Annotated in this window: 19 protein-coding genes; 11 read left to right on the forward strand and 8 right to left on the reverse strand. The window is 30.7% G+C overall.

Going from position 1 to position 22043, the window contains the following annotated elements:
* Positions 1-62 precede the first annotated feature (62 nt).
* The 3 genes from KLA_RS06690 to KLA_RS06700 all read left to right on the forward strand — a co-directional run bounded on the left by KLA_RS06690 (position 63) and on the right by KLA_RS06700 (position 3529).
* Positions 63-2042 (forward strand): sensor histidine kinase, encoded by a 1980-nt coding sequence (locus KLA_RS06690; protein WP_034644644.1) that lies wholly within the window; start codon positions 63-65, stop codon positions 2040-2042.
* Positions 2043-2065: 23 nt separating this feature from the next.
* Complete coding sequence (locus KLA_RS06695) at positions 2066-2731, forward strand: response regulator (RefSeq protein WP_013622218.1); 666 nt, start codon at positions 2066-2068, stop codon at positions 2729-2731.
* A 153-nt stretch (positions 2732-2884) separates the two neighbouring features.
* Positions 2885-3529: a hypothetical protein gene (locus tag KLA_RS06700; protein WP_013622217.1), complete on the forward strand. Its 645-nt coding sequence runs from the start codon at positions 2885-2887 to the stop codon at positions 3527-3529.
* Positions 3530-3586: 57 nt separating this feature from the next.
* On the opposite strand, the gene glyA is transcribed toward KLA_RS06700, so the two are convergent.
* Positions 3587-4858 carry a serine hydroxymethyltransferase gene (gene glyA / locus KLA_RS06705; protein ID WP_013622216.1) on the reverse strand — a complete coding sequence of 424 codons (1272 nt, stop codon included), beginning with the start codon at positions 4856-4858 and terminating at the stop codon, positions 3587-3589.
* Between the two features lie 111 nt (positions 4859-4969).
* Here glyA and fahA point away from each other — a divergent pair, with 111 nt between their 5' ends.
* Together fahA and KLA_RS06715 are read left to right on the forward strand one after the other, a co-directional pair.
* Positions 4970-6253 (forward strand): fumarylacetoacetase, encoded by a 1284-nt coding sequence (fahA, locus tag KLA_RS06710; protein WP_013622215.1) that lies wholly within the window; start codon positions 4970-4972, stop codon positions 6251-6253.
* Between the two features lie 218 nt (positions 6254-6471).
* A complete protein-coding gene (locus KLA_RS06715) occupies positions 6472-7656 on the forward strand; it encodes a hypothetical protein (RefSeq protein ID WP_034644645.1) in 1185 nt (394 codons plus the stop codon).
* 48 nt (positions 7657-7704) lie between these two features.
* Here the strand turns inward: KLA_RS06715 and ytxJ are convergent, their stop codons facing one another.
* Entirely contained in the window at positions 7705-8097 is a 393-nt protein-coding gene (gene ytxJ / locus KLA_RS06720; protein ID WP_013622213.1) for a bacillithiol system redox-active protein YtxJ, read from the reverse strand.
* Between the two features lie 168 nt (positions 8098-8265).
* On the opposite strand from ytxJ, the gene clpB reads away from it, so the two are divergent.
* From clpB to KLA_RS06735, 3 genes are all read left to right on the forward strand, one after another.
* A complete protein-coding gene (gene clpB, locus KLA_RS06725) occupies positions 8266-10854 on the forward strand; it encodes an ATP-dependent chaperone ClpB (protein WP_034644646.1) in 2589 nt (862 codons plus the stop codon).
* Positions 10855-10954: 100 nt separating this feature from the next.
* Entirely contained in the window at positions 10955-11551 is a 597-nt protein-coding gene (locus KLA_RS06730; protein WP_013622211.1) for a TetR/AcrR family transcriptional regulator, read from the forward strand.
* A 120-nt stretch (positions 11552-11671) separates the two neighbouring features.
* Complete coding sequence (locus tag KLA_RS06735) at positions 11672-12217, forward strand: histidine phosphatase family protein (protein ID WP_034644647.1); 546 nt, start codon at positions 11672-11674, stop codon at positions 12215-12217.
* On the opposite strand, the gene KLA_RS06740 is transcribed toward KLA_RS06735, so the two are convergent.
* A complete protein-coding gene (locus KLA_RS06740; protein WP_034644648.1) occupies positions 12204-12941 on the reverse strand; it encodes a DUF6503 family protein in 738 nt (245 codons plus the stop codon). The two genes, KLA_RS06735 and KLA_RS06740, sit on opposite strands and share 14 nt — an antisense overlap.
* Before the next feature lie 85 nt (positions 12942-13026).
* Between KLA_RS06740 and smpB the strand changes: the two genes are divergently transcribed.
* The gene (smpB, locus tag KLA_RS06745) at positions 13027-13488 is read left to right on the forward strand and encodes an SsrA-binding protein SmpB (protein WP_034644707.1); all 462 of its coding nucleotides are present in this window, start codon (positions 13027-13029) and stop codon (positions 13486-13488) included.
* Here the strand turns inward: smpB and KLA_RS06750 are convergent.
* On the reverse strand, positions 13485-14126 hold the full coding sequence (locus tag KLA_RS06750; protein WP_013622207.1) for a protein-L-isoaspartate(D-aspartate) O-methyltransferase: 642 nt from the start codon (positions 14124-14126) through the stop codon (positions 13485-13487). The two genes, smpB and KLA_RS06750, sit on opposite strands and share 4 nt — an antisense overlap.
* Positions 14127-14299: 173 nt before the next feature.
* Between KLA_RS06750 and KLA_RS06755 the strand changes: the two genes are divergently transcribed.
* The gene (locus tag KLA_RS06755) at positions 14300-14878 is read left to right on the forward strand and encodes a PhnA domain-containing protein (RefSeq protein WP_034644649.1); all 579 of its coding nucleotides are present in this window, start codon (positions 14300-14302) and stop codon (positions 14876-14878) included.
* Positions 14879-14908: 30 nt separating this feature from the next.
* Complete coding sequence (locus tag KLA_RS06760) at positions 14909-15649, forward strand: tyrosine-protein phosphatase (protein WP_034644650.1); 741 nt, start codon at positions 14909-14911, stop codon at positions 15647-15649.
* Between the two features lie 52 nt (positions 15650-15701).
* Here KLA_RS06760 and KLA_RS06765 read toward each other — a convergent pair whose 3' ends face one another.
* Genes KLA_RS06765 through KLA_RS06780 form a run of 4 tightly spaced genes read right to left on the reverse strand, consistent with a single transcriptional unit; the run spans position 15702 to position 21975 of the window.
* Positions 15702-18080 carry a GumC family protein gene (locus KLA_RS06765; protein ID WP_034644651.1) on the reverse strand — a complete coding sequence of 793 codons (2379 nt, stop codon included), beginning with the start codon at positions 18078-18080 and terminating at the stop codon, positions 15702-15704.
* A 34-nt stretch (positions 18081-18114) separates the two neighbouring features.
* Positions 18115-18900: a polysaccharide biosynthesis/export family protein gene (locus KLA_RS06770; RefSeq protein WP_034644652.1), complete on the reverse strand. Its 786-nt coding sequence runs from the start codon at positions 18898-18900 to the stop codon at positions 18115-18117.
* Between the two features lie 16 nt (positions 18901-18916).
* Positions 18917-20851 (reverse strand): polysaccharide biosynthesis protein, encoded by a 1935-nt coding sequence (locus KLA_RS06775; RefSeq protein ID WP_034644653.1) that lies wholly within the window; start codon positions 20849-20851, stop codon positions 18917-18919.
* Positions 20848-21975, reverse strand: a complete 1128-nt coding sequence (locus KLA_RS06780) for a DegT/DnrJ/EryC1/StrS family aminotransferase (RefSeq protein WP_034644654.1) — start codon at positions 21973-21975, stop codon at positions 20848-20850. The genes KLA_RS06775 and KLA_RS06780 overlap by 4 nt, the downstream gene beginning before the upstream one ends.
* Positions 21976-22043 lie beyond the last annotated feature (68 nt).

The raw sequence follows: 22043 nt of genomic DNA on the forward strand, positions 1-22043 counted from the left end.
AGCCTTAAATTTAACATTTAAGGCTTTTTTTATACCTTGGGGTATTTAAAAACCCAATCTACGTGCAAAAATTATATACGCTACTTATTATTACGGTATTACTATTTTCTTGTAATCAAAAAAAGGAGAAGCAACAGCTTGTAGAAGTTACAAAGCATCAACAAAAAACAAAAGATACTACAAACCTTTTGCAACATAAAAAGGATTCTGTTTACAGAAGACAACTACACTCACTTGCATACACTTATTTAACACAAGACGACTCCTTAAATTTTAGAGAAACCAATAAAAAAGTAATGGAGTTATCTCTAAAACAAAAAGACTCTACATTATTAGCTTATGCTTATTGGGATCTGGGATATTTTTTCCACGAAAAATTAAAAGTAGACAGTAGTTACGTTTACTACTTAAAAGCACAAAACATTTTTGCTCTTCAAAAAAAGAAGAAAAAAGAAGGTACAGTTCTTCAATCACTCTCTATTTTACAATCACATGTAAAAGATTATAGAGGTAGTGAAATATCTACCATAAAAGCTATTGAATTATTTGATGATGTTGAAGACTCAGATTTAGAACTATATAGTTCATACAACAATTTAGGATCAGTTACTAATGCACTAAAAGAACATGATAGAGCTTTAGAGTACTATAATAAAGCACTAGAATATTACAAAAAGATTAAACCTAAAAGTAAAATAAATACAACCTTAGTAAACAATATTGCTAATGTATATAGAGATAAAGAAGATTATGATAATGCAATAGAAAACTATGAAAAAGTGTTAGCCGTAGACAGTTTGTATGAAAAAAAAGCATTATTCTACGCTAAAGTTTTAGACAACCTAGCCTATACTAAGTTAAAAATTAAAGATACAGTTAATGTAGAAAAACAATTAATACGCGCCTTACAAATTAGAGATAGCTTAGGAGACAACACAGGATTAGCTATTAGTCATTATAATTTAGCGGAGTTTTACATTTTAAAAAAGGATACTTCTAAAGCGTTAGAAAACGCTAAAAAATCTGAAGAGTATTCCTTAGCAAACAAAAACAATAAACGATTATTACAAGCATATGACATTTTAACATCTATAGACCCCATAAATGCAAGTAACTATGCTCATAAATATATTGTTTTAAATGATAGTTTAATTGCAGAGGAGCGTATGATACAAGATAAATTTACTCGTATTAAATATGAAACTGACGAGGTAATTGAAGAAAAAGAAGAATTAGAAGAACAAAAACAAATTCTAATATCTTTTGTAATTGGTGCCCTCCTATTGGCTTTTGCTATTTTTATAATTGGTAGTCAGTATATAAAAAATCAGAAATTAAAATTTGAACAAGAACAGCAAGAAACCAACTTAGAAACATTTAACTTAATGTTAGATCAAAAAGGAAAACTTGCACAAGCCAAACAAGAAGAGCAACTACGCATATCTCAGGAGTTACATGATGGTGTACTTGGCAGCTTAACTGGTATAGGTTTAATTTTAAAAGCCACAAATAAAAGAGCAGATGAAGAAGCAATTGCAGAGCGTTTAGATCTTATAAAGCAATTACAAGAAACAGCAGAAGAAATTAGAACAATATCACATACATTAAGTGCTGCATCATCCAAAAAAATGCAAAACTTTACAAATTCTATTATAGAACTTTTACACAATACCAGTAAAGCATCAAATATAAAAACAAGCTTTACGTTTGATAAAAAAATAGATTGGGATTACTTAAATGCAGAAATTAAAATTAACCTATATAGAATGATACAAGAAGGTGTACAAAACTGTGTAAAATATTCTAAAGCAGAAAACATTTTATTAGATTTAAGTATGAAGAATTCAAATTTATCAGTAATTTTATCTGATGATGGTGTAGGTTTTAACCTCCAAAAGAAAAAAAGAGGTATTGGACTTAAAAATATTTACTCTAGAGCTAATAAAATTAATGCAAACGTTAATATAGAGAGTAAAATTGGTGAAGGAACAAAAATCTACATTACCATACCTGTAGAAGATAAAAAAGTATTTAATTCATAAACCAGATCAAAGTTTAACATAATATGCGAACCCTAAAAATATTAGCTGTTGATGATCATCAACTTATACTAAAAGGATACCAGTATACATTTGCAGATATAAACCCAGCTAAATATAATATTAACTTAACCACCGCAAATAGCTACCAAGAGGCTAAAAAAATAATTGAAAGTAATATTTTTGATGTTGCATTTTTAGACATACAAATTGAAAAACCAGACAAAGAAAATATTGATGGAAACAAAACTGGAGAACATTTAGGGATGCTTTTAAGAGAGATATCTCCTAAAACAAAAATAATATTTCAATCTTCATTTAGCGACAGTTTGCGAATTAGTAATATATTTTCTTCTGTAAACCCAGATGGCTACATTGTTAAAACAGAAGTTAATGAAGAAGTGATTGAAAAAGCGTTAGATAATGTTTTAAATGATAGTACATACTATTCTAAATCTGCCATTGATGTTTTTAGAAAAACAATGACTAACAATATAATGATTAATGAAGATGATAAAGAAATACTATATCGTTTATCATTAGGAATTAAAACAAAAGACTTAGTAGATTACGTTAATTTATCTGTAACAGGTATAGAAACCAGAAAGCGTAAACTTAAATTTATTTTTGATATTGAAAACGAAAATGACCTTGCCTTAATTAACGAGGCAAAAAGGAGGGGCTTTATTTAAAAGAATGTAAGTAGCAACTTACGCTGTTAAAAACTTTAACATTTTTTTGCCCATTTAAGATAATAACCTCAAAAAATCCAAGGTTTACGTATAATCCAAACTCAAAAAATCATCATAGCTTTGTAGTAAGTATAACCACCTACAATTGATACTATGATGTCTAACCCATCGCAATACAATGATATACGTTATTCTAATAATGTCCCAGAGTGTATATTAGAACAACTAGAAATTTTTAGAAACGAACTAGAAAAAGCATATTTTTCTAGAGTTCTTATAAGGATCTTAAACAATAAACCAGATGCTTTTGAAATAGGTATTGAGTTTCAATCTAACTTTTGGCTATCAGAAGGTGTGTGTTTTTACAACAACTCTAATTGGTTAAAAGATAAATTAGATGTAAACTCATCTAGATTAGAGCAATTTTACAAAAGTTTAGAAAAGTTAAGGTGTAATACAGAACAATTTGTAGATATAGCTGAATGTGCTATTTATTTAGCAGATACATCTGTAATTATAAGTAAAGTATGCAACAATAGTATAGTTAATAGCTTAGATGCCATTTTAGATACGTTAGTTACTAATGTAGAATGTTTAATGACTGAAAATTTAGAATTACCTACAGAAATACATTTGCCAATTTTATCTGAAGATAATATAAGCTTAACCAATATAACTGAAAAATCTTACTTTGGATTCTGGGGACTTTATTATGAGTCTGAAGAAGATGCCGTTATTTATGATGTGCGCAACAACAGCACTAATAGAGGTGATCTGTTTATGATAGATCATATATAAAAAATGGAAAACCTGTATAGGTTTTCCATTTTTTTAACGGTTAATATAAGTTTACTATTAATTAAACAATGCTCTACCTTCCATTAGAGCATTTACTTTTTCTCTAACATTTAAAATAACCTCTTCATCTTCTGGGCTATTAATTACAGCATCTACAAAATCTACAATAGTTTGCATATCATCTTCTTTTAAACCACGTGTTGTAATAGCCGCAGTTCCAAAACGGATTCCTGAAGTTACAAAAGGAGATTTATCATCAAAAGGAACCATATTTTTATTTGCAGTAATATCTGCTTTAACTAAAGCATTTTCTGCGTCCTTACCTGTTATATTTTTATTTCTTAGGTCAATAAGCATCATATGGTTATCTGTACCTCCAGAAATTATTTTATAATCTTTTTTAACAAAAGCTGCTGCCATAGCTGCTGCGTTTTTCTTAACCTGAATCATATAATGCAAATACTCATCTGTTAAAGCTTCTCCAAAAGCTACAGCTTTGGCTGCAATAATATGCTCTAATGGTCCGCCTTGGTTACCAGGAAAAACTGCTAAATCTAATAAAGCAGACATCTTACGTAAATTTCCATTTTTAAGTTTTATCCCAAAAGGATTTTCAAAATCTTTCCCCATCATAATCATTCCTCCTCTAGGACCACGTAATGTTTTGTGCGTAGTAGTAGTAACAATGTGGCAATGTGGCATTGGGTCATTTAATATACCCTTTGCAATTAAACCTGCCGGATGCGAAATATCTGCTAACAACAAAGCACCAACACTATCTGCAATAACTCTAAAACGCTCAAAATCTATATCTCTAGAGTAAGCAGAAGCACCTGCAATAATCATTTTAGGCTTTTCTTTAGTTGCTATTTCTTGTATTTTATCATAGTTTAAAACTCCAGTTTCTTCTTCTACTCCATAAAAAACCGGATTATACAAACGCCCAGAAAAGTTTACAGGAGATCCGTGAGTTAAATGCCCTCCATGAGATAAATCAAAACCTAAAATAGTATCTCCAGGCTTTAAGCACGCATGATATACAGATGCATTTGCCTGTGACCCCGAGTGTGGCTGTACGTTTACATATTCTGCTCCAAAAAGCTCTTTTGCTCTATCTATTGCTAATTGCTCAATTTCATCAACAACCTCACAACCACCATAATAACGCTTTCCAGGATAACCTTCTGCATATTTATTGGTAAGCACAGAACCTGCTGCCTCCATAACTTGTGGACTTGTAAAATTCTCTGAAGCTATTAATTCTATTCCTTCTAATTGACGTTGTTTTTCGTCATTAATTAAATCAAAAATTTGGTTATCGCGTTGCATAGATATTTTATTGCGTTAATAAAGTGTAAAAATACAAATTGAGATTCTTTAATCAGAAGAAAATAATATATTTGAAAAGAAATTTATCAAAAAAAAATTAACACGTACAATATGCCTATAAAAACTAACGATCCTTCAAAAAAATCTTGGATTTCTGTTGATTCTACTTCAGACTTTCCAATTCAGAATATTCCTTTTGGTGTATTTTTAACCAGGGACGATATTATTACCATAGGTACTCGTATAGGAGACTATGCAATAGATTTAGGTGCTCTGCACCAATTAGGGTATTTTGATGGTATACCGTTAACAGATGATATTTTTTTACAAGATTCTTTAAATGATTTTATATCAGACGGTAAAAAAACATGGCGCTTGGTTCGTAACAGAATTAGCGAAATTTTTGATATTAACAATCCTGCATTACAAAATAATGAAGAGCACAAAAAAATTGTACTTTTTACTATGAATGAGGTAGAAATGCAATTACCTGTACAAATTGGTGATTACACAGATTTTTACTCTAGTAAGGAACATGCTACTAATGTTGGTACAATGTTTAGAGACCCTAACAATGCTTTATTACCAAATTGGTTGCATATACCTGTTGGTTACCACGGCAGAAGCTCTACAATTATACCAAGCGGCACTCCTGTACATAGACCAAACGGACAAACATTACCTAAGGGTGAAGAAACTCCTGTATTTGGCCCATCAAAATTAGTAGATTTTGAACTAGAGACTGCTTTTATTACTACAGACGCTAACCTATTAGGTGAACCTATACCTGTTGATGAAGCCGAAGATTATATTTTTGGTATGGTAGTATTTAATGATTGGAGTGCCAGAGATATTCAAAAATGGGAATATGTACCTCTAGGCCCGTTTTTAGCTAAAAACTTTGCTTCTTCAATTTCTCCTTGGATAGTTACATTAGATGCTTTAGAACCTTTTAGAACAGCGAGCCCTGCACAAGAACCTAAACCACTACCCTATTTACAACAAACAGGAGATAAATCTTTTGATATTAATTTAGAAGTAGATATTACACCAGAAAATGGAGAACCTACTACTGTTTCTAAATCTAATTTTAAATACATGTACTGGACAATGGCTCAACAACTTGCACACCACACCATAAATGGTTGCAAGGTTAATAGTGGTGATATGATGGGAAGCGGAACCATATCTGGTCCAACTCCAGACTCTTACGGATCTATGCTAGAGTTGTCTTGGCAAGGAACTAAACCAGTAGAATTATCTAACGGAGAAACCAGAAAATTTATACAAGATAATGACACTGTTACCTTAAGAGGTTATTGTAAAAAAGACGGTGTGCGTATTGGTTTTGGAGAAGTTTCTACTAAATTACTACCTGCAATATCCATTAAATAATTTACATATACATTTAAAAAATTCCCTTTTAAAGGGAATTTTTTTTGCTCAATAATTATACTATTAATCAAAATATTAGACCATAATTATATTCTAACAAAAAAAATATTACGCTATTACCCCTTGTAAAATATACTATTTAACCACTGTAAGCGTTTTCTCTTTTGTATGTTGGCACGACTATTGAAAACATACCTACAATATTAAATTTAGATGTTATGAAAAAAATTTTACTATTAACCGCAGTATCAATTTTTTTAGCTTCCTGTAGTGGAGTTAAAAAGACTCAAGAAGCAATAAATACAGGTAACTATTTATCTGTAATACAAACTTCTATTAAAAATTTAGCTTCTAATAAAACTAAAAAAAGCAACCAACCATATATCTCATTATTAGAAGATGCATTTAAAAAAAATACAGAAAGAGAATTAAGTAATATTGCCTTTTTAAAGAAAGACGGCAACGCTGCTAACTACGAAAATATTTTTAATGCCTACACACGACTTAAAAATATACAAGAACAAATTAAGCCATTACTACCATTAAGGATAGTAGATGAAAACAGAAATGCAGATTTTAACATTGTTAATTATAATGATAAAATATTGTCTTCTAAAAAACAGTTAGCAGACTATTTATATAGTAACGCTAGTAATTTACTTGCTAACGCAGTGAGCAAAGATGATTACAGAAGAGCATATGATGATTTTAATTATCTAAACGAGTTGAGTCCTAATTATGAAGACAGCAGAATAAAAATTGAAGAAGCACACAACAAAGGAATAGATTATGTTAGAGTAAAGCTTATAAATAGTACAGATAAAATTATTCCGGTACGTTTAGAAGATGATTTACTAAACTTTAACACCTATGGCTTAAATGATTTATGGACAGAGTACCACGCACAACCAATGAGTACTGTTAAGTATGATTATGAAATGGAAGTAGACTTTAGAGAAATAAATATTTCACCAGAACAGATTAGAGAAAAAGAACTTGTAAAAGAGTCTCAAATTAAAGATGGTTACAAATATGTACTAGATGAAGATAGTGAAGTTGTTGTAGATGAAGATGGCAACAAAGTAAAAACAGATAAATTTAAAACTGTAAGGTGTAATTTTTACCAATTTACACAATCTAAGTCTGCGCAAGTAACTGGTGTTGTAAGCTTTATAGATTTAAACACAAGGCAACAAGTAAATACATACCCTTTAGCTAGTCAGTTTGTTTTTGAACACAACTACGCAAATTATAGAGGTGATAAAAGAGCTTTAACAAGTGATTTAATTTCTATGTTAAGCTTAAAATCTGTGGAGTTCCCTACCAACGAGCAAATGGTTTATGATGCTGGTGAAAGTTTAAAGGCCAATTTAAAAAACATTATTATAAGACATAAGTTCTAATAATAAGTAATTATAAAAACGCCCTTGCAAATGCAAGGGCGTTTTTATTTATGAATATTTTTCTAAATCTAAGTCTGTTATAGAACCGTGAGAAGCATCAGCAACCGCAACTCCATTTTTTACAACCAACAATTGTGGTGACTGATGAATTACCTGAAACTTATACCCTGTTTCATTAGAAACTTCTCTGTATTGCAACAAATCTAAGTAGTATAAATCTGCTTGGTCTTCTGTAAAATTGTATGTATCTCTAAACATTTTTATAACCATACGGCTAATACCACAAGTGGTAGAATGCTTAAAAATAAACTGCGTTTTTGTTTTAGATTTTTCTTCAATATCTTGCAATTGCGCAACAGTAGTTAAGGGTATCCAAGGTAAATCTTTTTCCTCTTTTTTATTTTCTTCCTTACCACCAAATAAACCTGTAAATATTCCCATTATAAATATTAATTTTATAGTTAAGTCGATCTAAAAACACAACCTTACAACTGACTAAATGTCTCGCGAAACCCCGTAAAAACAGTCATTTTGTCTGTATTACTGTTTTGGTAAGGTAATTGTCTTTAACTCCGTAAAAATACTAATACTATAAAATATACAACATATATGAACATTAATAATTTCACAATAAAATCTCAAGAGTCCTTGCAGCAAGCCCAACTGCTAGCTCAGGAACTTAGCAATCAACAAATAGAAAACGAACATTTATTTAAAGCATTAATTAAAGTAGATGAAAATGTAATGCCTTTTATATTAAAAAAGCTAAATGTAAATGTTGCGTTATTAACACAAATTGTAGACAAAGAATTGCAAAGTTTACCAAAAGTAACAGGCGCAGATATAATGATGTCTCGTGAAGCAGGTAAAACAGTTAACGAAGCTATAATAGTAGCTAAAAAAATGAATGATGAATACGTGTCTACAGAACATTTGTTATTGGCTATTTTTAAATCTAAAAGTAAAATTTCTCAGATCTTAAAAGATCAAGGGGTAACAGAAAAAGATTTAAACGCAGCTATAGCAGAGTTAAGAAACGGTAACAATGTTACATCACAAAGTGCAGAAGAAAATTACAATTCACTTGAAAAATATGCTAAAAATTTAAACAGATTAGCAGATGAAGGCAAACTAGACCCTGTAATTGGAAGAGATGAAGAAATACGAAGAGTTTTGCAAATTTTATCTCGTAGAACAAAAAACAATCCAATGTTAGTTGGTGAGCCTGGTGTAGGTAAAACAGCAATTGCAGAAGGTATTGCACACCGTATTATTCAAGGAGATATTCCTGAAAACTTAAAAGGTAAAATTATATACTCATTAGATATGGGTGCCTTAATTGCTGGTGCAAAATATAAAGGTGAATTTGAAGAACGTTTAAAGTCGGTTATTAAAGAAGTAACCTCTGCAGATGGCGAAATTGTATTATTTATTGACGAAATACATACACTAGTTGGTGCTGGCGGCGGAGATGGTGCTATGGATGCAGCAAACATACTTAAACCTGCATTAGCGCGTGGAGAATTACGTGCTATAGGTGCTACAACTTTAGACGAATACCAAAAGTATTTTGAGAAAGACAAGGCCTTAGAGCGTAGATTTCAAAAAGTAATAGTAGATGAACCAAGTACAGAAAGTTCTATTTCTATATTAAGAGGAATAAAAGAAAAATACGAAGCACACCACAAAGTACGCATTAAGGATGAAGCTGTTATTGGTGCCGTAGAATTATCGCAACGCTATATAACAAACAGATTTTTACCGGATAAGGCTATTGACTTAATGGATGAAGCTGCTGCAAAATTACGTATGGAAATTAATTCTAAGCCAGAAGAATTAGACGTTCTTGACCGTAAAATAATGCAATTAGAAATTGAAATTGAAGCTATTAAAAGAGAAAATGATAAGGATAAGTTAAAAATTTTAAACGTAGATCTTGCTAATATTAAAGAAGAACGTAATGAAATTTTTGCAAAATGGGATAGTGAAAAAACAGTTGTAGATAATATACAACAAGTAAAACAAGATATAGAAAATTATAAGTTAGAGGCAGAACGCGCAGAACGTAACGGTGATTATGGTAAAGTTGCTGAAATTAGATACGGTAAAATTAAAGAAGCCCAAGAAGCATTAGAAAAACTACAAAACACACTTGCAGAGCAACAAAGTAATGGTACTTTAATACAAGAAGAAGTTACCTATGAAGACATTGCAGATGTTGTTGCTAAATGGACCGGTATACCGGTAACAAAAATGCTACAAAGTGAAAGAGAAAAACTATTAGACTTAGAGTCTGTATTACACAAGCGTGTAGTAGGGCAAGAAGAAGCTATAGAGGCTGTAGCTAATGCTATTAGAAGAAGTAGATCTGGTTTACAAGATGCTAAGCGTCCAATAGGCTCATTCTTATTTTTAGGAACAACAGGTGTAGGTAAAACAGAACTTGCTAAAACACTTGCTTCCTACTTGTTTGATGATGAAAATGCTTTAACCAGAATTGATATGAGTGAGTACCAAGAACGCCACTCTGTAAGCAGATTGGTTGGTGCACCTCCTGGCTATGTTGGTTATGATGAAGGCGGACAATTAACAGAAGCTGTAAGACGTAGACCTTACTCTGTTATTTTATTAGATGAAATTGAAAAGGCACATCCAGATACTTTTAATATTTTACTACAGGTTTTAGATGAAGGTAGATTAACAGACAACAAGGGTCGTGTTGCAGATTTTAAAAACACCATTATTATTATGACAAGTAATATGGGAAGCAGTATAATACAAGAAAGTTTTAACACACATAAAGATGCTACAATAGCTACTGAAGCAGCTAAAACAGATGTGTTAGGCTTGCTAAAAGCAAGTATTAGACCAGAGTTTTTAAACAGAATTGATGACATTGTTATGTTTACACCGTTATCTAAGGATAACATTAAAAAAATTGTACGTTTACAATTAAACACGCTTAAAAAACTTGTTGCCGAGCAAAATATTACAATAGATGCTACAGATGAGGCTGTTGGCTTTTTAGCATTAAAAGGCTATGATCCGCAATATGGTGCAAGACCTGTAAAACGTATAATACAAAAAGAAGTACTTAATAATTTATCTAAAGAAATATTATCTGGCAATATTACCACAGATAGCATTGTTTTAATAGATAGTTTTGATGATAAATTGGTATTTAGAAACAATAATTAATATAATTTAATAATAAAAGCAAAAAAGCTTCCTTTATGGAAGCTTTTTTTATGGTTCTATTTTATAGATTTTATATATTCGTAGAAACAACAAATAGCATATGTCCACCAAGGCAGAAAAAACCAAAGAATTTATCATTAAAACTTCTGCGCCAATATTTAGCAAACAAGGCTATGTTGGTACAAGTATGAGTGATATTACAAATGCAACAGGCCTAACAAAAGGCGCTTTATATGGTAATTTTAAAAATAAAGAAGAAATTGCTTTAGCCGCTTTTAACTATAACACTACTAAACTTTTAAATAAAATTGATGAACGCCTAAATATAGAAGGAACATCTTTAGACAAAATATACAACCTTACTAGTTTTTATAGACAATATGCTGTTTTTACATTAGATATGGGAGGTTGCCCAATAATAAATGTTGGTGTAGACGCAGAATACAACAACAAAACACTTTCTAGTGCCGCTAAAGAAATTGTACGCACTATAGAAGGTAAAATTGCTGCTGTTTTAGAAACGGGTGTTAATAATAACGAATTAAAGCTACCTGTAACTCCATTACAATTTGCTAAGCAACTGTATACAATGCTACAAGGTTCTGTTGCAATGGCAACAATAACACAAGACCGAAAGTATCTTTTAAACACTGTAAACTACATTAATCATCTTATAGAAAAAGAGGTTAAACTATAATACTTATAAACTACTATTTTTAGTAAAATAAAAGGCGTTACAAATACTATTATTGTATACTTTTTTTACAAAAAGTAAGTTATACTATATACAACAACATCAAAATAAATTAGTACACAGATGAAATTTTTAAAACCTATTCTTTTAGTCTTACTTTTTACTGTAACACTAGCGTGTAAAAACGATAAAAATAATGCCATAGATGAAGAAATAAACAATACTGTCTCTACTTTTTATTTTATTAGGCACGCAGAAAAGGATAGATCAAATTCTGAAAATCAAGATCCAGAATTATCTCAAGAAGGCTTAGGTAGATCTATATTTTGGGCAAAGGTTTTTGAGCCTGTTGCATTAGAAGCTATTTACTCTACAGATTACCAAAGAACACAAATGACAGCTGCCCCTACATCTGTACAAAAAGGAATTTCTGTTACCAGTTATGACCCAACTACTATAGAACCACAGCAATTTGTAACAGATAATTATGGTAAAAAAGTTTTAGTTGTAGGCCACAGTAATACTATTCCTAAATTTGTAAATGCTATAATTGGCGAAGAAAAATTTGAACAAATTGATGACTATGATAACAGTGGCTTATTTGTAGTAACAATAATTGGCACACAAGCCACTGCTATTAAACTTAATTTAGATATTAGTAGACAATAATATTATCTAACTCTATTTTAGATAACAATTTCAACTCATTATTCTGGAACATTTTATCTATCTCTAAAATATTCATAGATTCAGATTTAGGTTTGTAGTTTTCATAATCTACAAACCTAATTCCGTTTACATAACGCTCATTATAAGCTACTCTAAAACGCATACCACCATCATTAACAAAAAACTTATACGCTAAATAATCTGGTTTTGCTGTTTCCTTATTAAACCAATACAAATAAGTATCCTCAAAATCATCACCACCATTTGCCTCACTAAAAGTAACTTTAACTTTATAGTACTGCTTACTTTTAATTGTAACTTCTCCTAAATATTCTTTTTTAACAGCGGCATCATTTAAACCATAAGGTAAAAGAGCAAAGTAAAAAACTGAATTAATAGCATTATCATATTTACGAGCAGTAGAATCTGCAACTGCAACAACACTATCGTTTACTAAACGTGTAAACTTAGCAGCCTTTACATCTGTAACAATTGTAGAATCTTGTTTAAAAATACGTTTCATTATACGCTTGCCATTTTCTTGCAATAAAACATACTTTTTATTTCTAAAATCAAAAGACATCTTTTTAGTTTTATACAAGCTATCTCCAGAAACGGCTATGGCGTTATCTACAATACTTTGTGCGCTAATTGCTACTTTTTTTTCATTCTTACACGCTGCAAAAGCAATCAGTAATAAGAAAAACATACTTTTTTTAATCATAAAATAAAATCTTTTGTGCATTAGTTGTAATGCTTTTAAAATCTTTACAAAGTTGGTTTAAAATATTCTATTTTTGCACTCTATGATGCAGAAAAAAATCAATATTAAAAATAAAAGAGCTAGGTTTGAGTATGAACTAATTGATACTTATACAGCTGGCTTAGTTTTGTCTGGTACAGAAATAAAATCTATAAGAGAAGGTAAAGCCTCTATAACAGAAAGTTTTTGTGAATTTAATGACAGAAACGAACTTTTTATAATTAATATGCAAGTAGATGAGTACTCTCACGGATCTCATTACAACCACCAACCAAAAGCATCTCGTAAATTACTACTTAACAGAGGAGAGCTTAAAAAACTAGAGAAAGAAGTTAAAAATACTGGTTTAACAATTGTACCGTTAAATATGTTTTTAAATGATAAAGGTTTAGCAAAAATAAACATTGCTTTAGCTAAAGGTAAAAAACTACATGATAAAAGAGACTCTATTAAAGATAGAGACAACAAGAGAAATTTAGATAGAATAAAAAAGAGTTTTAATAACTAGTTTTTATTTTCTAAAAGCGGTACAAATTTAAAAGATCCAAATTCTTGTTTCTCAAACTCTAGCTCAGATTTACGTACAAACAACGTCATTATTTGATCTTCTACACCAACTGGTATAACTAACCTACCTCCTATTTTAAGTTGTGCAAGTAACGGTTTTGGCACTATAGGCGCGCCAGCTGTAACTATTATACCATCAAAAGGAGCTTCCTCTGGATATCCTTTGTAGCCATCTCCTAAAATTGCTTTTTTGGGTCTAATCCCCATTTTAGGAAAAAATAATTTATTCTTTTTAAACAACTGAGATTGTCTTTCAATAGTATAAACTCTAGCTCCTAATTGCAATAATACCGCAGTTTGGTATCCGCTCCCTGTACCTATTTCTAGTATTACATCATTTTGCTTAACTTCTAACAATTGAGACTGAAAAGCAACAGTATAAGGCTGAGAAATGGTTTGCTCTGCACCAATAGGAAAAGCTTTATCTTGGTATGCATGATCTTCAAAACTACTATCCAAAAACAAGTGTCTTGGAACCTTTTTAATAGCTTCAATAACTTTGGTATCTTCAATACCTTTTTCTATTAAAATGTTAGCCAAAAGATTACGTTTACCACGATGTTTTAAGGTGTCTTTCAAGAGTAAAAATGGGTTTGGTTTAGGTTACAAATTTAAGAATAAAAACAAGATCTAAAGGCAAAAATAGGCAGTAGATATAAAATAAAAATAAGTCTAAATTAAACTTATAAACTTAGTAAGCTTAGAACAAACATTATACGTATTTTTGGCGTTAATTAATAATAAAATACCTTATGAGCATCGAAAGAGAATTAAAAAAAAGAAGCCAAAACAAATGTGAACTTTGCTCCAATGAAGAAAACTTAAGTCCTTACCAAGTTTTACCTGCAAAAAATAGTGATTTACAAGACAATATACTAGCCTGCAATACCTGTGTTACTCAAATAGAAGACCCAGAACAAACAGAACCAAATCACTGGAGATGTTTAAATGATAGTATGTGGAGTGAGCATATACCCGTACAAATTATTGCTTGGCGTATGCTAAGTAGGCTACGTAGTGAAGGATGGCCACAAGACCTGCTAGATATGATGTATTTAGACGAAGATAATTTAGAATGGGCTAAAGCTACTGGAGAAGGAGAAGATCCTGAAGATAAAATTGTACACAGAGATAGTAATGGTGTTATAATTAACGCCGGCGATAGTGTTGTATTAATTAAAGATTTACCCGTAAAAGGCTCTAGTATGGTGGCAAAAAGAGGAACTGCTGTACGTAGAGTATCTTTAGATCATGAAAATGCAGAATATATAGAGGGCAAAGTAGACGGACAACAAATTGTAATTATTACCAAGTACGTTAAAAAAATATAATTTTAGCAATACAAAAAAAGTAAAATTACTATGTTTCATTTTTTTAGTAAAAAATATTTTTTAGTTGATTATCTAGAAGGGTATACAGATATACACAACCATATTTTACCTGGCATAGATGATGGTGCAAAAACACCAGAAGAATCATTAGAAATTTTAAGTGGTTTTAAAGATTTTGGTGTAACTAAATTTATATGTACACCGCATATTATGAGTGGTTATTACCCAAATACTTCAAAAAGTATAACAACCTCTTTAGCTACATTACAAAAAGAACTAAAAACTAAAAACATAAACGACTTTACAATAGATATTGCTGCGGAGCATATGGTAGACCCCTATTTTGAAGAGCTTATAGACTCTAAAGAGTATATGTCTTTAAATAATGACTATATTTTAATTGAAATGTCTTTTCTACAAGAGTCAATTAATTTAAAGCAAGCTGTTCAGAAGTTAAATAAACTTCCTTTATCCCCTATTTTAGCTCACCCAGAACGCTATGCGTTTGCACATCATAAGTTTAAAGATTATAACTATTATAAAGAGCTTGGTACTTTTTTTCAATTAAACCTATTGTCTTTATGTAATTATTACGGTCCAGATGTGCACAAAGCAGCTTTAAAACTACTAGACAATAAAATGTATAACTTTATAGGGTCTGATGTACATAACATAAGACAATTAAAAGTCTTAAAGGAAATCAAGCTCCCGCTTAAAACAATAGAGTTACTAAAACCTATTATAGAAAATACCAACTATAATTTTGAATAAAAAAAGTCCCAGTGAAAAACTGGGACTTTTTAATTTAATATTCTTGGTAACCTTATTTTTTAAATAAATGCCACCAACGTTTTTTATTTACTCCATAACCATAACCATACTTACCTCCATAGCCTAAATCTGCTTCTGGCACATCATTAACTATAAAGCTTAGATTACTTATTTTACCTTCTTCTTTTAAATGAATTGGGTGCTGAATAACCTTATTTTCTGTAGAACCAGCTCTGGTAACATATAATAACTGGTCTGCATACTTACTTATTAATAATGTATCTGTAACTACAACCATAGGAGCAGTATCTACAATTACGTAATCATAAGTTTCAGATACTTCTTTTAATAATGATTCCATTTTAGTGCTCATCAATAATTCTGCTGGGTTAGACGGAATTTTACCAGAGTAAATAATATCTAATTCAGTTTCACCATAAACTGTTGGCTTTACAATATCTTTTATTTTAATATCAGAAGTAAGGTACTCTGTTAAACCTGTATTTTTAGCACGTTTATTCCCTTTTTCTTCTGAAGCATCAAAAAATGTATATAATTTGGGGTTTCTAATATCTGCACCTACCAACAATACTTTTTTACCCGTATTAGCAAAAATTAATGCTAAGTTAGATGCTAAAAAAGTTTTACCTTCTCCAGATACACTAGAAGTTAAATAAACTATATTATTCTTTTTACCCGACGACTTTTTACTAGTATTTATTAAATAATCAATATTAGTACGTAAAATTCTAAAAGATTCTGCTAAAACCGATCTGTCATTCTTTTGAACCAAACCTGGTTTTTTACCTAAGCTAGGGATTTCTGCAACTACAGGTATAGACCCAACAATTTTTTCTAAATCTAATTTGTTATGAATTTTATTATCTAACAAATCACTAACATATATAAAACCAAATGGAATGAATAAACTTGCAACTATAGCTAGTAAGTATATATTTCTTTTTACAGGATACACAGGCCCATATCCGTAATTATAGGCGTTATCTATAACTTTTAACTTAGGAGTAGCGGAAGCAAATGCTATTTGAGACTCTTCTCTTCTTTGCAGTAAAAACAAATAAATTCCTTCAATACTGTTTTGTTTTCTTGCTATATCTGTTAATTTTCTTTGATTTATTGGTGATGTATAAAGCTTAGACCTAAATTGACTCACCTGTTTACTTAGGTTATTAACCTGTAAGCCTAATGCATTTTTAGTACTAGACAAACTAGAAGCCACCCCTTGTTTAATACCTGCCAATTGACTATTTAATGCAAGAACTGCAGGATTATTTGCACTAGCATTTTTTAATAAGTTCTTTCTAGTAATAACCAGTTCATTATACTTACTTACAGCACTAGTTATAGATGGGTCTTGCGTAACACCAGTTGGCAAAACATCAAATCCGTCTTGGTTTTCTACTTGGTCTTTCATTGCTTCAACTATACCCAGTTGTATTCTAGCACTTTCTAATTCCTGACTACTAGATGTACTCATACTATAATTTAAGCTTGTTTCACCTTGAATATCCGAGACTCCTTTTTGACTTTTAAAATCTTGCGCCTCTTGATCATAATTTGATAAACTAGATGCAATAACTTTTATCCTCTCATCAATAAAATTAGAAGTTTTATCTGCAATAGCTTTTCTAGAGTCTAAAGCGTTTTTGTTGTATATTCTAATTAATTCATTTAAAATATCCTTTGCTTTTTGCTGGTCATTATCTGTTAAAAATAAATCTAACATTTTAGACCCTTTCTCCGTTGGCGCAATATTTACCTTTGCTCTATAACTCTCTGCAATAAGTTCTACAGGACTAACTACAACCTTAAATTTTCTTCCTTTATAATTTTTTACATCTTCAAAAGATGGTGTAATAACAACATCTCCTGCAGGAGTTTCTACTTTAGAACCAAAAGTATATTTTTCTACATTAGCTTCTTCAGTTCTTGAAAAACCAAACTTATCTTCCGTTAAATAATTTATATAAAAAGAAAAATTAGCCTTGTCTACTATAGAGTCTTGCTCTAAAAAATTAAACGTAAAAGGCGTTTTTTTATAGACTTCTGTTTCTAAAATTCTACCTTCAGTATATACCTTAACATTTAAATTTAAGCTTTTAACTACTTCAATAAAATTTGATCTTGATTTTATTGACAGTATTTCATCTAAGACTTCAACGTCACTACCTGACGAAAAACCTCCCATATCCTTTAATACACTCAATTCACTTTTAGAGCTCTCTTCAGATAATATTTGAATTTTAGCTATAGCAGAGTATTGGGGTGTTGTATACCTCAAATACACAAAAGCCAATACTAAAGCCAAGATCATAGCTACTAAAAACCACTTCCAGTTTTTTGTGTAATTTTTAATTATTTCTTTAATATCAATACCATTTTTGATATTAGTTGTAGAGTTTAAATCCATAAACGTATAATCAATTCTTTGTAATTGTTCTATTTTAGTTTCTTAATAGTACAACTACGGTAGTTGTTAAAGTCAATAGTAATGATGCCACAGATAATGTCAATGCTCTGTTGCTAGATTTAGATTCATTTACTTTAGACTCATTAGGTTCTACATAAACCACATCATTTTGAGTTAAATAGTAAACAGGTGAATTTAAAACTTCTTTTTTGGTTAAATCTATCCTTGTAGAAACTTTAGTACCGTTAAAATCACGCATTACCAAAACGTTATCTCTTTTACCTGAAATATCTAAGTCGCCAGCCATACCTAAAGCTTGTAAAATAGTAATACGCTGTCCTGGAATATAAAAGGTTCCAGGAGACCTAACTTGACCTAAAATAGTAATATAAAAACCATCTAAAGAAACCAGAACCTGTGGATCTTTTAGCAACCCTCCTTCTATTAATTTTTTCTTTATTAGAGATTTAATTTCTGGAACAGAAGCACCTTTAACTTGAATACTTCCTAAAACAGGAAGTGTTATATTTCCTTCTATATCTACCAAGTAATTAGAAATACCACTAGACTCTTCACCTGATGCACTAGCGCTTGTGGTTAAATTAAAAGGGGCACTTGCTATTGGGTTTTCACTTGTAATTGCAATTCCTACTTTGTCTCCAACTTTTAATCTTGTGGTATACGTATCTGTATCTACCATTGTTTCAAAAGCTGATAAATTTTGAAAATACACAACATCCTTTTTAGATGCACATGAAATAGTCATCACAACTGCAAATATAGGTAGTACTTTATTTAAAAAAGTTTTAATGGTTCTCATAGGATTGTTTTACTTGTTATTTAGTTAATGTTTGTAGTATCTTTTTTTCTTCGTTTTTCTCTTTCTCAATATCTATTTTGCATAAATCTGAATTACTAGAAATAAACTCAGGTACAATATCTTTCATTAGACTTACAGTGTTAGATTTAAAGAACATATTATTAACACACAGCTCATCAATTAATGAACGCGTTTTCACATAATCTAACTCCCTCACCTTGCTTATCATTATTTTTTTATGATACGTAGGCATTGTATTTTCTCCGTTAGCTAAAAGTTCTTCATATAACTTTTCTCCTGGTCTTAAACCAGTAATTTTAATATCCATTTCTTCAGGATATTTTAAACCACAAAGTTTAATCATATTTTTAGCTAAATCAAATATTTTAACTGGCTTACCCATATCAAATATAAAAATTTCTCCTCCTTCTCCCATTGCTCCAGCTTCTAAAACTAACTGAGACGCTTCTGGAATTGTCATAAAAAAACGAGTCACATCTTTATGGGTTACCGTTAATGGCCCTCCTTTATCTATTTGTCTTTTAAACAATGGAATTACAGAACCATTAGATCCTAAAACATTACCAAACCTTGTAGTAATAAACTTAGTTTTGTTTTCTTGTTGCATACAACTAATATACATTTCTGCTATACGCTTGGTACCCCCCATTACATTAGTAGGGTTAACAGCTTTATCTGTAGAAACAAACACAAACTTATCTACATTATGTTGTATAGATAAATCTGCAAGAACCTTAGTTCCTGCAACATTAATTTTTATAGCTTCATAAGAGTTGTACTCCATTAAAGGAACATGCTTATAAGCAGCAGCATGAAACACAATATTAGGTTTATGTTCTGTAAAAAGATAATTTAACCTGTTTTTATCCCTAATATCACCAACTATAGGAAAAAAATTATGGTATCCATTTTGTTTTAATTCTTGCTGTAAATCATAAAGAGCAGACTCTGCCTGGTCTATAACTATTAATGATTTGTAATTATATTTACATATTTGCCTTACTAGTTCACTACCTATAGAGCCAGCCCCACCAGTTACAACTACCACTTTGTCTTTTAATTCACCAGATATTTTAGAGTTTTCAATAGTAATTGGGGCTCTATCTAGTAAATCTTCAATTTGAACTTGCTTTATTTGTGAAAAATTTAGCTCTCCGTTAATCCAATCCTCAACAGGAGGAACAATTTTAACTTTTACAGGAAAGTCAACCATACTTTCTACAAGCTCTCTAAGTGCGGTTGGATTAATATTCTGAATTGAAAAAATAACTTCAGAAATACCATTGTTTACTATAAACTCCTCATTCAAATCACTTTTAGCATAAACATTAACTCCGTTTATACTTTTACCAACCTTTTTACTATTATTATCTACATAACCAACTACTTTTACATTAGATTTAGAGTGGTTTGTAATAGCACTATGCGTTATAATACCAGATTCACCAGCGCCATAAATTAAAACCCTTTTAGTATTGTATAAACTTTTATTTACTATGGTATTGTAAAGCGTTTTAAATAAGTACCTAGATGCAGATAACGCTAAAAAAGCAATTAAACTATGTACAATAATAATTTGTAATGGTATAGTTGTCCAACTAAACAGGTCTAGTTTTTTGTTTGCTAAAACCAATAAAATCATTAAAATACTAGACAAACATATTGCGTTAAAAATATTATACACATCTTTAACACCTGTATGCCTAACTACTCCTTTGTAAGATCCTGTAATTAAAAAAGCTAAGGCTGCAACAACAGCAACAATAGGAATTTGAAATGGCAACTGAGCAACATCAAACTCTAATGTTAAGTTATATCTAATAAAGTAAGATAAGATAAAAGCAATAATCATTATTACTACATCTATACCTAAAACTAACCATTTAGATGCGTACCTTGTTACATTATTATTTAAGTAATTCTTAATCATATAAATTGAGACTTTATTGTACGTACAATTCTTTCCAAATCTTTTTTCTCTAAATTAGACCCACTAGGTAAGCAAAGTCCTCTTTCAAAAAGATCCTCAGAAGTTCCGTCCATATAACTTGCATAATCCTTAAATACAGGCTGTGCATGCATTGGCTTCCATAATGGACGTGACTCTATATTTTCATTTAATAATGCTAACCTAATTTTTTCTCTAATTTTAAAGGAAGGTGTTAAAATACAGCTTAACCACCTGTTAGAAAAAACTCCACTAGGCTCATTTAAAAACTCAAGCTCTTTTATTAAATGTAAATTATCATAATAGTATTGATAATTAGCTCTCCTAGCTGCTACTCTATCGTCTAAAACTAACATTTGTCCACGACCAATACCAGCTAATACATTACTCATTCTATAGTTATATCCAACAACATTATGTTGGTAGTGTGGTGCATCTTCTCTTGCCTGCGTTGCTAAAAAAACGGCTCTGTCTTTTATAGCTTTATCTTTTGTTACTAAAGCCCCTCCACCAGAGGTTGTTATTATTTTATTCCCATTAAAAGACAAAATTCCTACGGTTCCAAAACCTCCACATTTTACACCATTGTACGTACTTCCTAGTGCTTCTGCACTATCTTCAACTACTGGTATATTGTATTTTTCTGCTATAGCGTTAATTTCTGTTACTTTATACGGCATACCATATAAGTGTACTGCAACAATGGCTTTAGGCTTAACTCCTTTAGCAATTCTATCTTCTATTGCTTCTTCTAACAACTTAGGAGACATATTCCACGTATCTTTTTCACTATCTACAAAAACAGGAGTAGCTCCTAAATATTTTATAGGATTAGCAGAGGCAGAAAACGTAAATGTTTGGCATAAAACTTCATCTCCAGACTTTATTCCCAAAATCTCTAAGGCTAAATGTATAGCTGCTGTACCAGAACTTAAGGCTGCAACACTAACATCATTTTTTACATATGCTGCAATATCATTCTCAAAAAAAGTAACATTTGGTCCTAAAGGAGCTATCCAATTGGTATCAAAAGCTTCTTTTACAAAATTTTGTTCTTCACCGCCCATGTGCGGAGAGGATAACCATATTTTACTTTCTTGTGACATATATGTGTATTAATGCTAATAAAGTTCTTACAAACAATTCATCAATTTTCAAATTTATCTTAATTATT

The organism is Cellulophaga geojensis KL-A, from assembly GCF_000568425.1.
In the GTDB taxonomy this organism is placed as follows: domain Bacteria; phylum Bacteroidota; class Bacteroidia; order Flavobacteriales; family Flavobacteriaceae; genus Cellulophaga; species Cellulophaga lytica.